This is a genomic window from Halobacteriovorax sp. GFR8 (genome assembly GCF_050955245.1).
Taxonomy (GTDB): Bacteria; Bdellovibrionota; Bacteriovoracia; order Bacteriovoracales; family Bacteriovoracaceae; genus Halobacteriovorax_A.
On sequence record NZ_JBPBLR010000002.1, the window covers coordinates 2216321 to 2230423 of the forward strand.

Below are 14103 nucleotides of genomic sequence, written 5' to 3' on the forward strand. Positions count from 1 at the left end.
TGTAATTGATTAAATGAAAGAAATTTAACAACTTAGGGAGGAAGAATCTTCACAGCCTTAAGAAAGCCGCCAATAATTTGAGTAACTTATTGATGTGTTAAAGTATAGAGGCCTTGTTTATTTGAGGTAATCCCTTGCTCATTGCTTAGCTGACCTGAATTAGAAGTATTTGGAGTTGCCTGAAAATGGCCATAGCCAACAAAGCCTCCATAAGTTGTGCGAACTCCAGAGATAACAGAAGTCGCTCCCGTCCCAGTAAAAGCCGCAATAGCAAAATCTCTTACAACGACATTTTGTACCTGACACGATACGATCCCGAGATTACGATCTTCGATTACTGTTGCAATATAGTTATCCCCTGTTACGAAGTCAGTAATTCCGATTAATTGATCAATCTGTTGAGTTGCCGCATCAAGGCCAGAGATATCAACATCCGTCGCAATTGATGAGAAGCCAGAAATATTATAATCATGATAAATCTGATCACATGTCCAATTAAGGCCTCCTGCTCCAGGATTTGTGCCTTTAAAATTAATTTGATGATAGAAGTGATTAGATTTCCCAAAGTCAGCGGACTGAGTGTAATTCGATACAGAATTAAACGTTGTTTGTGCGTAGACCTTTGGAAAGGTCACCATTAAGTCTGGCGGAGTTGAGTCAATATGATAAGTAAACTCGGCCACTTCTGTTGAGCTCGTTGTACTCAACGATTCAGCAAAAAATGACAGCCCAAACTCTCCATCCACAGTACCGACAGCAATTGGGCCAGAGTATATTGTTGGAGATGAGACAGGGTCACAAAATCCCCCACCAGATTGTAAACAATATGAAATTTTAGAGTTCTCACTACAAGTGATTGTTACATTAATTGTTGCTGAATACACCCCTTCAGCACGATCCACAGAGCATGTCACAGGAGTAATCACTGGATCACTTGAGCTTCCACTTCCACTTGAAGAGGACGATGATGTATTAGAGTCATCAGAGTCTTCAGTTGTTGTCGTTGATGAGCCACTCTTAACACCAAGATCATCATTTGACATAGAAGCAACGGAATTAGAAGTACTCGTCCCATCACTAGGGCCACCACTATCAGAAGAAAAATTATTTGTCCCAGAACTATCGCTACTAGAGCTACCAGCATCTCCGCCACTACTTGAAGGGCCAGCATATGAGCCACCTGCAGAAATACTTCCACGGCCACTACCTCCACCTAAACTACCTTCGTAGCTAGAACCGTCTAATTGCTGAGCTTCATAGGCTGGATCTCTAACAACCTTACCACCTACATTCACACGTGATTCTTCATTCTTTCTTTTTCTTGTTGGAAATTGTCGACTGATCTCTTCTTCAAAAGAAGAAGGTCGGCGCTTTGATCGACCAAATTCATCAACTCCTTGGTCTTCTATTCTCTCTTGTGATTCAAGAGACTCTGAAAGCATTTTATCTTCAGGAGAAGTTGAGGATTCAGGTGCGAGGAAGCTAAAATAAGAAACAACTGCAGCCAATGCTCCAGCACCAAATATATTTCTTAAAAGTGAGCGAAATTCTGAACTCAAAGTAACACCTTCCCCTACTCTTCTTATCGGTTAATTTTAATATATCTTTAAAAATATCAATAATTGAGTAGGAAAAGGCGCCTATATTAGTAAATAACCAAAATTATTTGCCAAGTATTCGTGTCAGAGCTAAACAAGCTCCGAGTTCGTTAAATGCAGATACTGATAATGCTTTTCATATTGAGTCACAGCATCAGCAACAATTTGTTCTTTTGAGTAACCATAGATATCGTACTCTTGCCCACCACTTAGTAGGAAGACTTCTGCACGATAATACTTCTCTTGATTACCAGGTAAGAAGTCAGGAACTTCAAATGACCTTAAGTAAACTTCATACTTAAAATCCTCAACTCCTTCTTTCTCAATAACAAGAGAGATTGCATCATCTTTACCATAGCGAATAACCGCTTCTAGTCCATTCTTGATAAATTCTTGTTGTAATTCTTTAAGCCCAGGTTCAACAACATCAGTTAAAAACTCTTCAGCAACTTTGTGTTTAGGGTGACTTAATAGAGCGTTTAAATGCTCCTTCCAAGTCATACTCGCCTTTTCGTACTGAACAGAGCTTGTATGATTAAGAACCTGATTACGTAAGAGATAATCACTACGTAAAGACTTTATTAAACAATAAACCGCAATTAACAATAAGAAGATCATCGGAAATGCCGAGGCAATCGTCATTGTTTGCAGGGCCTCTAGTCCCCCAGAGTGTAGAAGAACAGCTGCCACAACACCTTCTGTTACGGCCCAGAAAACTCTCTGCCAAACAGGTGGTTCTTGTTTCCCACCAGAAGCAAGAGTATCAATAACAAGTGATCCTGAGTCAGATGAACTCACAAAGAAAGTAACAACTAGGATTACACCTAGGATTGAAAGTGCACTCGAAAATGGAAAGAACTCAAAAAAGCGAAATAGAGCAACAGGAACATTACCCGTAACTGCTTCTACGAATTTTCCACTTGTATCTTTTAGTGCAATTGAAATGGCAGAGTTACCAAATACAGTCATCCAAAGGAATGTGAAACCAGCAGGAACAAATAGTACTCCAATCATAAATTCACGAATGGTACGCCCTCTTGAAATACGTGCAATAAACATCCCTACAAACGGTGACCATGAAATCCACCAACCCCAGTATAGAAGTGTCCAACCACCAATCCACTCTTCTTTTTTCTCATAAGCGTAAAGATTGAAAGTTTTGTAAATAATGTCTGAAAGGTACGATCCAGTGTTTTGAACATACTGTTGAAATAGATGGACAGTATCACCTAAGACCATTACTGCAACTAGAAGTAAAACCGCAACGGCAAGATTGATATTTGATAATTTCTTAATTCCGCCATCAAGGCCAAGAACAACAGAAACAGTGGCCATTGCCGTAATAATAGCAATAAGTCCTACTTGAATTGTTTCTGATTGTGGAATACCAATTAAGTAATGAAGCCCAGCATTGACTTGAGCAACACCAAAACCAAGAGATGTCGCAACACCAAACATTGTACCGATAACCGCAAATGTATCGACGATATCACCAAGTGGACCATGTACCTTATCACCTAAAATAGGAAAGAACGCAGATCTTGGAAGTAGCGGTAAACCTTTTCGATAACAAAAGTAAGCCAGACAAACGGCCAAAAGAGCATAAGCTCCCCAAGCGTGTAGTCCCCAGTGAAAGAAGGTAATTTTCATTGCCTCACGAGCACTCTCGATAGTCTGAGGATCCCCCACTGGTGGAGAATTGAAGTGCATGATTGGCTCAGCAACCCCAAAGAAAAGTAGACCAATCCCCATTCCTGCTGAAAAGAGCATGGCAAACCAAGATAGATTTGTATAACTAGGTTCTGAGTGGTCTGGGCCAAGTTTAATATCACCGAGGCGACTTACCATTAGCCATAGTGACGTGAATAAAATGATTCCCATTGCTAAAACATAGACCCAACTGGCCTTAGCAATTAACCAAGCTTGTATCCCCTTAAAAAACTGACTTAAATGTCCTGGCCAAAAAGAGCCAATGGCAGTGATTAAGAGAATGAAGAAAGCTGAGGTAAAGAAAACATTTTTGTTAATTGTTGATTCGACGACTTCCGTCGATTTCGATTCCTTATTGATAACAAACTCCCCTTAATTGGACCCGTACCGGGACCAACACAAAATAACGTATAAAAACCAATGCATTCTTATCGACAGATTGGCCAAGAATTTTAAAGTTAAATTTTTTAGATTTAACTTAACAAATTTATTACTCACACCAATCATGAATCCCACCGTTATAGCTTCTGTTACAACAACGAGGTAAATATGGAAATTACAAAAATAATGACAAAGCAGCCTATTACGATCACAGAAGATAAGACTGTAAAAGACGCTGCGAAGTTAATGTGTGATAAACGAATTAGTGCATTACCTGTCCTAAATAAAGATGGTGATGTCGTCGGTATCATTACTGAGTCTGATTTTGTTGGTAAAGAAGTTGAGGTTCCCCATGCAATGGTAAAGCTTAAGCAGGCGTTTGGACATAACTTAAATTTCACTCAACTTGAGAAGACATACGAGATTATTAAAGAAGTAAGGGTTGGTGAAGTCATGACTAGAAATGTGAAGTCCCTAACAGAAGAGACTGATCTTGAGGGCTATATCCAATTTATGATTGAAAAGCATATCAAGCGAGTACCTGTGATAAAAGATAATAAACTTGTTGGTATCGTCACACGAAAAGATATCATTAAGTCATTTCTCTAGACTCAATTTGCTGCCATATGGTAAGGTGATTTCATGTCTCATATTAAGCAAAAGATTTCACTTTTACCGCTAGTTTTATTTGTCATTATCTACTTAGGCTCTGGAATTTATTTCCAGATGAAAGGCATTAAGCATGCTTTCTATCAAGTGCCTGCACCAATTGCAATTTTACCTGCAATCTTTCTTGCCTTCTTTATGACAAAAGATACTCTCAATAATAATGTTTCTAAATTTGTAAAAGGAATAGGACACCCTGATATTATTACCATGTGTCTCATCTATCTTCTTGCTGGAGCATTTTCAACGATTGCAACAGAGACAGGTGGAGTTGATGCCATTGTTAATCTCGGACTATCGATCATTCCAAACTCCCTCATTCTCCCAGGGGTCTTTGTTATCTCGGCCCTTGTTTCAACTGCGATGGGTACATCAATGGGAACGATTGGGGCCATTGGACCGATTGCTCTTTCAATGGCAACCAAAACAGATATCAACCTAGGAATCCTAGCGGGAGCAGTTATGTCTGGTGCGATGTTTGGTGATAACTTATCTGTCATTTCTGATACGACCATTGCTGCCACAAGGACTCAGGGTTGTAATATGCGAGATAAATTTCAAGAGAATTTTAAAATTGCATCACTTGCGGCGCTTATCGCTATTATTGTTTACTTCTTTCTTATTTCTGCTCCAAATGTAGTATTTGAAAAGCCGACAAATTTATATTTAGGACTCCCATACTTCTTCATTCTCTTACTTGCTATCCTAGGAGTGAATGTCTTTGTAGTCTTATCAGGTGGAATTATCCTCGCAGGAGTAGTCGCTCTATTTAATGGTTTTGATATTTCAACAATTATAGGACTGACTTATCGAGGCTTCAGTAATATGCAGGAGATCTTCTTACTTTCTCTTTTGATAGGTGGGCTAAGTGAGTTCATTAGATCAGAAGGTGGACTAGATTATATCTCTCATAAGATTCAAAAACTTATTTCAAAGTTGGCGCACTTGAATAAGAACGCTGCTGATCAAATAGGTATAGGACTCTTATCTGCTCTTACGAATATGTGCGTAGCAAATAATACAGTTTCTATTATTATCGTAGGCCCTATTGCAAAGAAGCTTGCGATACAGGGAAATATTTCACCTAAGAGAAGTGCTTCTCTCATTGATATTTTTAGTTGTGTGGTTCAAGGCCTACTTCCTTATGGTGCCCAAGCGTTACTTCTAGGAGTGACATTTAAGATCTCTCCTTGGGAAGTTGTCACAAACTCTTACTATTGTATGATTCTACCGTTTATCGCCCTAGGCTTCATCTTTACGAGACGTTAGACCGTATAATTATTGCGATTTCACCTATTTCCATTGAGATCGACAGGGATTTTTGTCATAAAGACTCATGCAAAAATCCTTCATTAAGTATTTATTATTTATCTCATTATCAATTCAAGCATATGCACTAAGTGAATATGCCGCTAGTTTTGAGACAGTAAATAGTGCGAAATGTAGCACCAAGGTTCCAAGTAATTGGCAAATCACACAATATGCAAGGCCCTATCTCAATACAAAAATTGATGAAGCCTATTCACTACTTGTTAAGACTTATGTCTACAATGGTTTAAAAGATAAAGCGGAATTTAAAAGTAAAATAGCAGCGGCCAATAAATGTCAGACTAAATCTTGTAAGCTTAAAGAGTTATTTGAAAGTGATGAACTCATTGAAAAATCAATCTTCTTACTTTTTAAGTATGGCCTTAATACTTCTCCATATGCAAATAAGGATGCGGCATTACTTGATCTTGAACAAATGGATGCCATTATTAAAGGTGTAAATCTTCTTCCAGCTCACCTTCCAAAGCTTTGGGTTAGTAAAAGACTTGTTCGCCATATAAAGAAAGATATCGGTTACGGCCATCGTGGAATGATCTTTGCGAATGCTTCAATTGAGCTTTACGCTCCTTGGGATCGCGAACTTGATGAAGATGGAAAGGCCTATAGTCTCTTTCATGAACTTGGACATAACCTCGCCTACTTCTATAACTTAAACTACTCATCTTTTTGGTGGGATATGTCTGGATGGATCGATCACCCTATGGGATGGCGCTATAACCGCGATGAAATGGTCTCACTTTATGGACAAACAAATCCAAGCGAAGATGCAGCAGAAAGTATTTCTGCTTACCGTTTAAACCCGACTCATTTAAAGAAAGTTTCTCCAAAGAAGTACGCCTTTATTCGTGACTATATTTTCTTAGGGCAAGAGTACCTAAATGGATCAAGCTGTTCTCATACGCCGGTTAAAAGCTACATAGAGAAGTTAATCTCGAGCGCTCGTAAAACATGTAAGAGCAACGATTGTCTTATCACTAATATCAAAACAAAGATAAAAGATGACAACCGCTACCCTTTATTTCTAAAGGCCAAGGATGACTTCTTTAAAACTTTCCTAACCAGGTAATTGTCCTCGATTAAGAGAAATATGAAGATGTAGAACTTCGTTATTGTAGCGATTATCAGACTCGTCTGATAAGCGCACGATATCTGAAATTGAATCGATTTGGTTTTTAATAAGAGAAAGATACCTAGGCGAGATCCTTCGAATCATCATCTTATTCACGAGATTTTGAAACTTGAAGTTTCTGCCAAATTCCATATCCCAATCATCAAACTTACCATAGGCCTTCTTAATGGCCTCACTCTCCTCTTTTGGAAAGCGAAACTCAGTTGATCTTGCATAGATTAGGCCATCTTGTTCAAAGGCAATCTCGGCCTTGATAAGATCGTTAACGACACTTTTTTTAATGGCGTAAGTTTTAAGTTCACTAATCTTCAAAGCACTTCTTGAAAGGGTCAAAATAAGAAAAAGAAAGTAATGAGACTTCGTTTGGGCAAGCGTATTGATCTGCATGACAGATAGGTAGCGCTGTCCTTGATTGGCCTTTGAAGCGACTTCGATGATTTTTTCATCACTCTGATTATCCTCTTTAAATAAGTAATCAAAAGAAGAGAATTGGTTGCGACAAAAGCTCAAAATAAGAATATTGGCATCCTTAGTCTTAAGACATTTAGCAATTTGATTAACAATGGCAGAAGAAGGAAAAGCATCCCCTTTTTCAATCTTAACGAAATATTGATAATTGCAATCCAAACCTTTCTTTGCCAATACTTCATAGAATGATTTCGCACTCTTATAACCGTTTGCCTTTCTAATCTTAACCAAATCTTGACCAAAGTGATTCATAAATCTCCTGACAGGCGATTGTCGCCTAATAGAATACTTTTCAATGAATTATCGGAATTATAGAACTCATTCATTAATAAAATTTGGAGATAATAATAAATGAAAAAGCTAATTGCTCTGCTACTAATTTGCCTTACGACTTATGCTGGAAACGGTGTTGAGCGCGGAAGAGTAATCTTAACAGGTCAGTTTAAAATTCAAAAAGAGATTAGAAATTATCTTTCAAAAGAGTTAACGAAGTGTTCTCTAGGACTTTCTCAAGAAAGATTTGATATCAGAAATATTGCAATTTCTGAAGATCGAGTTGATCAAGGGATTACTGATTACTACTACAAAATTGAACTTACCCACTTAGATAATATTGGAAATAACCTAAATGACATCAAGATTGAAATTGAAGATGCTGACTATAGTAACTGGCGCCGTTACGAAGAGAAGCTATCGATTCAATTACTATCTGATGTGAAAGGAAATTGTAATCTTTAATTAATAATACACTTACTAACAACGGAGAAAAAAATGAAATTTATTCTAGTAGCACTTATGACTCTTTCGGCATCAGCTTCAATCATCAACTCAACTTTTGAAGTACGTCACAACGACAAAATCGTTGATGCTATCATTAACAACTGTAACGTTATGAAAGACCTTACTCTTGTTTCAACAAAGAAAGTAAAAGTTGTAGTTGACCAAGGTATCGTAGACTACAAGTTCGTATCAACTTTCACAGGAAAGCAAAGATACGACCAAAACATGTTTGATCACTATGAAATTACAGTTGAATCTTGGCTATACGATGGTTACGACCACGCAACTCAAGAAGCTAACTGGTACAATGTAGAATCAGTAAATTGTGAAATGACTGCAGAAATGCAATAAAAAGAAAAAAATAAGGCCTCTAACGAGGCCTTTTTTATTTTACACTTTCAAAAGCTTTTAAGATATCTTTTCTTGTAATGATACCAACTAGCTTATCCCCGTCACATACAGGAATTCTCTTAAGTTGTTTTTTCATCATAAGCTCAACAACTGCAGTTAGCGAATAATCAGAAGTAACAGTTGTTACATTCTTTGTCATAATCTCTGATAGTGGCTTATTCTTTGCTTTCTTGTAAATATCTTCTACATCACCAAGATTATAATCCATTCCAAATAGTCTCTTGATAGAAGCTAGTGCATGTGGAATCTCAACTTCTCTTCCGATAAAGTCAGATTGAGTTACAATTCCAACAAGCTTATCACTACTATCTAGAATTGGCATAACACTCACACCTAATTCAAGCATTGCTTTTGCAGCATCTGCAACAGTTTGAGTATCGCGACAAGTTGTTACATCTTTAGTCATAAATTCAGTTACTTTCATATAAACCTCAATTTTGTATTAATCCCCATTATTTTAACTTAAACTTGGCCCCTTAGCTATCATTATGAACAAGTGCCCATGGCCGACAATAACGATAAGGTACTAACATCTAATATATATTATGTATTATATTTGGGCGTTACTTAATTTGACACAAAATTAAAGCCAAATTAAAGTATAAAAATGCTAATAGTCTATATAGTCATCTCGATAGGCGTCTCCTTTCTATGCTCCATTATGGAAGCTGTCCTGCTTTCTATTACCCCCAGCTTCATTTTGGCATCCCAACGCCAGAATCGTAGTTATGCCATGGCATTGAAGAAGTACGCCTCAAATAAAGATGAATCCATCTCCGCAATCCTCACTCTTAACACATTTGCCCACACTCTGGGTGCCGCTGGAGTTGGTTCGGAGTCGATTCAATTATTTAAAGAAATGGGAATTAGTGGTGCCAACTTAGAGTACTACCTCTCAGCTGTATCAATTATCTTAACCCTGGCCATCCTATACCTATCAGAAATTATTCCAAAGTCTCTTGGTCACCACTACTGGAAGAGCCTAACTCCTTTCTTATTAAAGATTCTTCCACCGTTGATCTTTATTTTAAAGCCAATTCTCTTTATATCAATGACACTGATGAGGTTATTGAAGACAGAAGCGGAACATAAGATGAGTCGAGAAGAAGTTGAATCAATGATTGAATTAGGTGTTCAAACAAAGGCACTAGCAAAAGATGAGGGAGAATTCTTAAAAGAATCACTTTTGGCATCTCGAAAAGTCATTGAAGAAGTCATGACTCCTGCCCGCAAGGTCTTTATGGTAAATATTGAAGATACTATCGCCTCTGTATACGATCTAAAGGCCCCTGTGACACGTATCCCTTGTTTTGGTGAGACTGTTAACGACATCAGCGGATATATCCATAAAGAAGATATTGCAAAGTCAATTATCGAAAACAATAGAGACAAGAAGCTTTATGAATTACAAATTATAAGGCCTATTGCTATTATCAATCGCCAAACCCCTCTTCGAAACCTCTTTAAGCGCTTTATTCGAGAAAAAGAACATATCGCCATGGTAAGTGATGATTACGGAACAATTCTAGGTGTGATTACACTTGAGGATATTGTTGAGACCTTCTTTGGCATAGAAATTATGGACGAATTTGACGAAGTTGAGGATCTACAAAGTCAGGCCAAGGATGAGATCTTAGCAGAAGAGAAAAAAAGAGAGCACCTGTAGCACTCTCTTATTAGTTTTTTAATCTTTAAATGTTAATGGCATTTGAAGGTAACGAACTCCATTATCTTGAGGCTCAGGCATATGCCCCCCTCGAATGTTTACCTGAATGCTTGGAAGAAGTAGCTTTGGTGCAGCAAGTGTTTTATCGCGACTTGTACGAAATTGTACATACTCTTCACGACTCGTATCTTCTCTAAGATGTACATTACTCTTCTTATTCTCACCTATTGTGCTCTTATACTTCAATTCTCTCCCACCTGGCTGATAATCGTGACCAGTGTAAACATTTGTCTCATCTGGTAATGTATAAAGCTTCTTTGTAATTGAGTCATAAAGTGCGTTTGCATCCCCACCAGGAAAATCACATCTTCCGGTACCATAATCAGGCATAAAGAGAGCGTCTCCAGTGAAGACATTATTACCAATGATAAATGAAGAACATGCTGGAGTATGCCCAGGAGTGAAGATCGTTTTTACTTCAATAGTTCCTGCCACTAGTGGTTCATCTTCATTTAAGAAGGCATCGAAGTCTTCAAGCTTAATCTCTTTTAAGATATTAAACTTTGCACCAAAAACTTCTTGAACAATTTTAATATTCTCATTAATTGCAACTTTCACACCAGGGAAAAAGTCTTTAAGCTTTAGCGCACCAGTTAAATGATCTGCGTGAGCATGAGTTTCTAAAATATAATGAGGTTTAAGTCCCGCTTCTTTTACAAAGATTGCAACTTTTTCAACTGACTCTGTTGTGATTGTTGATGATGCCTGATCATAATCAAGAACTGGGTCGATAATCACAGCATCCTTTGTCACGTCATCATAGACAACATAAGTTAGTGTGTAAGTTTGCTCATCAAAGAATGTTTTTATATTTAAATTATCCATAATTTCCTCCTATCATAGAGTAAATAAATTTATGGGAAAAGACATTGACCCCCATCAATGTTTAAGAAAAATTAATCCCCTATACTGATTTCAGGAGGAAATATACATGGCATATTTATTAGCACTTATCGCGGGAACAACTCTTGGACTTTTAGGTGGAGGCGGGTCAATCCTCGTGGTTCCAATCTTAGTTTATATTGTCAAAATCGATCCAAAGATTGCCATTACCATGAGTTTAGCAATTGTCGGTCTAACAGGCTTTATGGGAACTCTAAGACACCACAAGAATGGGAATGTTATGGTGAAATTAGCATTTCAATTTGGTGCCATGACAATGCTTTCAACTTATCTTGGAACTTATCTGGCATCTTTCATAAGTGGACAGGTTCAACTCTATATCTTTGCAGGAATTATGCTCCTGGCATCAGTTTCAATGCTAAAGAACGGCAAGAATATCAAAGTTAAATCTTCATCAAATCTAACGATTTTTGGAGCCGCAAGTGTCGTCGGGATTGTAACTGGGCTCATTGGAGTTGGTGGCGGATTCCTCATTGTTCCAGCACTGGTAAACTTCTTTCATGTCCCAATGAAGAAGGCCATTGGAACTTCCCTACTGATTATTGCGATTAACTCTCTAATTGGATTTGTGGGAAATATTATCAACTCACCTAACCTAGAGCTTGATTATCAGTTTATTGCTATCTTTACAGCTCTAGCAATTGTTGGGTCACAATTTGGTTCGGCGCTGACTCATAAGCTGCCGCAAGAAAAGCTTAAAAAGATTTTTGGTTACTTCTTAATTGTGATGGGAGTCTTTATGATTATTAGAGAAACTCTACTCTAGTTTCTTCTTTAATTTCTTCAGGTATTTTTTCATAAGAACACCATATAATTTTACCACGACCTCTGGCTTTGCATTAAAGCCAAAGGTCTCTTTAATCATACGACGATCAAAGTCCACCACATACGTAAAGATAGTTCCATTATCACTTTCTTTAAACATGCGATTGCTTCTTAAGAAATATGGGTTTGATCTTACTGTTTCAAATAAGGCCTGATGAGGAGCATTTAATTCGATAAGTTCTGTCGTTGTAATAAAGTGTTTACGAATTCCAATCCACGCATCTTCTCTAAAAGTACTCCCAACTTCAAAAGTACGAGAATTCGTTGCCATATCATTTACTTCACTACGCCAATGATGATCGTTCATTGGATCGGCCACAAATTCAAAAACTTCTTCAATTGGTGTATTGATTTCGATACTGCCGGTGACTTGGACAGTTTCAATTGCAAAAGTAATATTAGTAATAAGTAGCGTAATTAGAAGTAAAAGATTTCTCATATAAAAATGATGGCAATCTTAACTTGATCTGGCAAGTTTACGTCCAAGATATAAAACCAATTGAGTGACTAAAACACTCAAGAATGCACTAGTTCCAAGTGCTCCACCATATCCTTTAAGATATGGAACGAGATATTGAAAGAAGAGAGCAAAGAAAACAGCACCAATGATAATGGTATAATTATGCATCTTTGTAGGACAACTCATTCCAACAAAGGTTGAGCCAAAGAAAATGACGGCCATCATTTCATAATTGGGCACTATAAAGTATAAGATAGCGTAAGCAACTAAAGTTAAAAGTGCAGAAGCTCTAATGGCCCCTATCTTTTTAAAATGAGATAGATGAAAAGTTGAAAGTGCACCAATAAGAGAAACTCCAATTGCAGTTATCATATGATACTCCCCTTGATAAAGAAGAATAGGGCAACACTAACAAAAGCAATCGTTCCAAGCTTTCCACCAAAGCCTTGAAAGATTCTTAATGTATAAAAATAAAGAATCGCACCAATAAGAGAGATTCCTAAGATCTCCCAGTAATTTGATACCAACTCACTAGAACACATGCCCGCAAAGCTTCCACTATAGACGGCCGCTTGCAGAGTCATCCTCATTGGAATGAGACCAGCGATTAGGCCAACTGTTGAAGAGGCAATGACTGGAGACCAGCCGAGTTGTGAATGTAAGAAGAAACAAAAAAGGCATCCTAAAAAGAATGCCCCAAATTTGTATAAAAATTGTATTCTCATGCCCCTCTATCTTAGAGCAATGAGCTTAGTTTTCCAATACGTAATGGAAAACAAGTGGTGCGACAATTGTCGCATCTGATTCAATAATAAACCTTGGGGTCTTAGAAGATAGTTTTCCCCAAGTGATCTTTTCATTTGGAACAGCTCCTGAATAAGAACCGTAGCTTGTTGTCGAATCAGAGATTTGGCAGAAGTATGACCAAAGAGGAACATCGTCTTCCATATCTTGGTTAAGCATTGGAACAACACAAATTGGAAAGTCTCCCGCGATTCCGCCACCAATTTGGAAGAACCCGATACCACCATCTCCACAATTTTCTGGGTACCACTTTGCAAGAAACATCATGTATTCAATTCCATTCTTAACAAGTGATGGCTCCAGATCTCCTGTCAGGCAGTAAGAAGCAAAGATATTTGCCGTTGTTGAATCTTCCCAACCAGGAACGATTATAGGAAGATTCTTTTCACAAGCGGCCATAACCCAAGAGTTTGCCACATCAGTTTCAAATTCTTTAGCGAAATCTTCACGACGTAGAATTCGATATAAAAACTCATGAGGAAAAAGCCTTTCTCCTGCTTTAGCAGCATTTGACCACTCCTCAAAGAGATACTTTTGAAGTTTTCTAAAGGCAGTCTCTTCTGGAATACAAGTATCAGTCACACGGTTAAAACCTTGCTCTAAAAGCTCCTCTTCTTCCTCGGGACTTAGGTCTCTATAATTTGGAATTCGCTTATAGTGGTTGTATGCGATAAGATTCATAATATCTTCTTCAAGGTTTGCACCTGTACAAGAAAGAATTTGAACCTTATCCTGACGAATCATTTCAGCAAGAGAAACCCCAAGCTCGGCCGTACTCATGGCACCAGCTAGAGTGATCATCATCTTCTTTCCACTATTTAAATGGTCAACGTAAGCCTTTGATGCATCAACTAGTGAAGCGGCATTAAAATGTCGATAATTGCGACTAAAGAATTGGGCCATTGTACTCATA

General features: G+C 37.8%; 16 protein-coding genes. 7 read left to right on the plus strand and 9 right to left on the minus strand.

All coding sequences use genetic code 11. From position 1 onward, the window contains the following. Positions 1-86: 86 nt before the first annotated feature. A complete protein-coding gene (locus tag ACRXC1_RS11050; protein ID WP_433658771.1) occupies positions 87-1559 on the minus strand; it encodes a hypothetical protein in 1473 nt (490 codons plus the stop codon). Positions 1560-1688: 129 nt separating this feature from the next. Next, positions 1689-3668 (minus strand): BCCT family transporter, encoded by a 1980-nt coding sequence (locus ACRXC1_RS11055; protein WP_433659918.1) that lies wholly within the window; start codon positions 3666-3668, stop codon positions 1689-1691. Between the two features lie 189 nt (positions 3669-3857). Here ACRXC1_RS11055 and ACRXC1_RS11060 point away from each other — a divergent pair, with 189 nt between their 5' ends. The 3 genes from ACRXC1_RS11060 to ACRXC1_RS11070 all read left to right on the plus strand — a co-directional run bounded on the left by ACRXC1_RS11060 (position 3858) and on the right by ACRXC1_RS11070 (position 6750). Beyond that, positions 3858-4298, plus strand: coding sequence for a CBS domain-containing protein (locus ACRXC1_RS11060; protein ID WP_433658773.1), 441 nt, complete (start codon positions 3858-3860; stop codon positions 4296-4298). 33 nt (positions 4299-4331) lie between these two features. Next, the gene (locus tag ACRXC1_RS11065; RefSeq protein WP_433658775.1) at positions 4332-5624 is read left to right on the plus strand and encodes a Na+/H+ antiporter NhaC family protein; all 1293 of its coding nucleotides are present in this window, start codon (positions 4332-4334) and stop codon (positions 5622-5624) included. 67 nt (positions 5625-5691) lie between these two features. Next, complete coding sequence (locus tag ACRXC1_RS11070) at positions 5692-6750, plus strand: hypothetical protein (protein WP_433658777.1); 1059 nt, start codon at positions 5692-5694, stop codon at positions 6748-6750. Here ACRXC1_RS11070 and ACRXC1_RS11075 read toward each other — a convergent pair. Next, positions 6739-7533: a hypothetical protein gene (locus ACRXC1_RS11075; protein WP_433658779.1), complete on the minus strand. Its 795-nt coding sequence runs from the start codon at positions 7531-7533 to the stop codon at positions 6739-6741. The genes ACRXC1_RS11070 and ACRXC1_RS11075 overlap by 12 nt on opposite strands. A 99-nt stretch (positions 7534-7632) precedes the next feature. Here ACRXC1_RS11075 and ACRXC1_RS11080 point away from each other — a divergent pair, with 99 nt between their 5' ends. Both ACRXC1_RS11080 and ACRXC1_RS11085 read left to right on the plus strand, forming a co-directional pair. Then, a complete protein-coding gene (locus tag ACRXC1_RS11080; RefSeq protein WP_392909028.1) occupies positions 7633-8019 on the plus strand; it encodes a hypothetical protein in 387 nt (128 codons plus the stop codon). Positions 8020-8052: 33 nt separating this feature from the next. After that, complete coding sequence (locus ACRXC1_RS11085) at positions 8053-8412, plus strand: hypothetical protein (protein WP_433658781.1); 360 nt, start codon at positions 8053-8055, stop codon at positions 8410-8412. 34 nt (positions 8413-8446) lie between these two features. Here ACRXC1_RS11085 and ACRXC1_RS11090 read toward each other — a convergent pair whose 3' ends face one another. Further along, positions 8447-8896, minus strand: a complete 450-nt coding sequence (locus tag ACRXC1_RS11090; RefSeq protein ID WP_433658783.1) for a CBS domain-containing protein — start codon at positions 8894-8896, stop codon at positions 8447-8449. Positions 8897-9079: 183 nt separating this feature from the next. On the opposite strand from ACRXC1_RS11090, the gene ACRXC1_RS11095 reads away from it, so the two are divergent. After that, entirely contained in the window at positions 9080-10138 is a 1059-nt protein-coding gene (locus ACRXC1_RS11095; protein ID WP_433658785.1) for a CNNM domain-containing protein, read from the plus strand. 18 nt (positions 10139-10156) lie between these two features. Here the strand turns inward: ACRXC1_RS11095 and ACRXC1_RS11100 are convergent, their stop codons facing one another. After that, on the minus strand, positions 10157-11023 hold the full coding sequence (locus ACRXC1_RS11100; RefSeq protein ID WP_433658787.1) for an MBL fold metallo-hydrolase: 867 nt from the start codon (positions 11021-11023) through the stop codon (positions 10157-10159). A gap of 106 nt (positions 11024-11129) precedes the next feature. On the opposite strand from ACRXC1_RS11100, the gene ACRXC1_RS11105 reads away from it, so the two are divergent. After that, a complete protein-coding gene (locus ACRXC1_RS11105) occupies positions 11130-11867 on the plus strand; it encodes a sulfite exporter TauE/SafE family protein (protein WP_433658789.1) in 738 nt (245 codons plus the stop codon). On the opposite strand, the gene ACRXC1_RS11110 is transcribed toward ACRXC1_RS11105, so the two are convergent. From ACRXC1_RS11110 to ACRXC1_RS11125, 4 genes are read right to left on the minus strand one after another with little or no spacing between them, the layout of a single operon-like run. Then, positions 11859-12365: an SRPBCC family protein gene (locus ACRXC1_RS11110; RefSeq protein WP_392909016.1), complete on the minus strand. Its 507-nt coding sequence runs from the start codon at positions 12363-12365 to the stop codon at positions 11859-11861. The two genes, ACRXC1_RS11105 and ACRXC1_RS11110, sit on opposite strands and share 9 nt — an antisense overlap. 18 nt (positions 12366-12383) lie before the next feature. Then, positions 12384-12758, minus strand: a complete 375-nt coding sequence (locus ACRXC1_RS11115) for a hypothetical protein (RefSeq protein ID WP_433658792.1) — start codon at positions 12756-12758, stop codon at positions 12384-12386. Further along, positions 12755-13111, minus strand: coding sequence for a hypothetical protein (locus ACRXC1_RS11120; protein ID WP_433658794.1), 357 nt, complete (start codon positions 13109-13111; stop codon positions 12755-12757). The genes ACRXC1_RS11115 and ACRXC1_RS11120 overlap by 4 nt, the downstream gene beginning before the upstream one ends. Positions 13112-13136: 25 nt before the next feature. Continuing rightward, positions 13137-14102, minus strand: coding sequence for a deoxyhypusine synthase family protein (locus ACRXC1_RS11125; protein WP_433658796.1), 966 nt, complete (start codon positions 14100-14102; stop codon positions 13137-13139). Between the last annotated feature and the right edge of the window lies 1 nt (position 14103).

Coding starts and splice junctions, on each gene's coding strand:
- ACRXC1_RS11060 (WP_433658773.1), top strand. CDS start 3,858: ATGGAAATTACAAAAATAATGACAAAGCAGCCTATTACGATCACAGAA.
- ACRXC1_RS11065 (WP_433658775.1), top strand. CDS start 4,332: ATGTCTCATATTAAGCAAAAGATTTCACTTTTACCGCTAGTTTTATTT.
- ACRXC1_RS11070 (WP_433658777.1), top strand. CDS start 5,692: ATGCAAAAATCCTTCATTAAGTATTTATTATTTATCTCATTATCAATT.
- ACRXC1_RS11075 (WP_433658779.1), bottom strand. CDS start 7,533: ATGAATCACTTTGGTCAAGATTTGGTTAAGATTAGAAAGGCAAACGGT.
- ACRXC1_RS11080 (WP_392909028.1), top strand. CDS start 7,633: ATGAAAAAGCTAATTGCTCTGCTACTAATTTGCCTTACGACTTATGCT.
- ACRXC1_RS11085 (WP_433658781.1), top strand. CDS start 8,053: ATGAAATTTATTCTAGTAGCACTTATGACTCTTTCGGCATCAGCTTCA.
- ACRXC1_RS11090 (WP_433658783.1), bottom strand. CDS start 8,896: ATGAAAGTAACTGAATTTATGACTAAAGATGTAACAACTTGTCGCGAT.
- ACRXC1_RS11095 (WP_433658785.1), top strand. CDS start 9,080: ATGCTAATAGTCTATATAGTCATCTCGATAGGCGTCTCCTTTCTATGC.
- ACRXC1_RS11100 (WP_433658787.1), bottom strand. CDS start 11,023: ATGGATAATTTAAATATAAAAACATTCTTTGATGAGCAAACTTACACA.
- ACRXC1_RS11105 (WP_433658789.1), top strand. CDS start 11,130: ATGGCATATTTATTAGCACTTATCGCGGGAACAACTCTTGGACTTTTA.
- ACRXC1_RS11110 (WP_392909016.1), bottom strand. CDS start 12,365: ATGAGAAATCTTTTACTTCTAATTACGCTACTTATTACTAATATTACT.
- ACRXC1_RS11115 (WP_433658792.1), bottom strand. CDS start 12,758: ATGATAACTGCAATTGGAGTTTCTCTTATTGGTGCACTTTCAACTTTT.
- ACRXC1_RS11120 (WP_433658794.1), bottom strand. CDS start 13,111: ATGAGAATACAATTTTTATACAAATTTGGGGCATTCTTTTTAGGATGC.
- ACRXC1_RS11125 (WP_433658796.1), bottom strand. CDS start 14,102: ATGAGTACAATGGCCCAATTCTTTAGTCGCAATTATCGACATTTTAAT.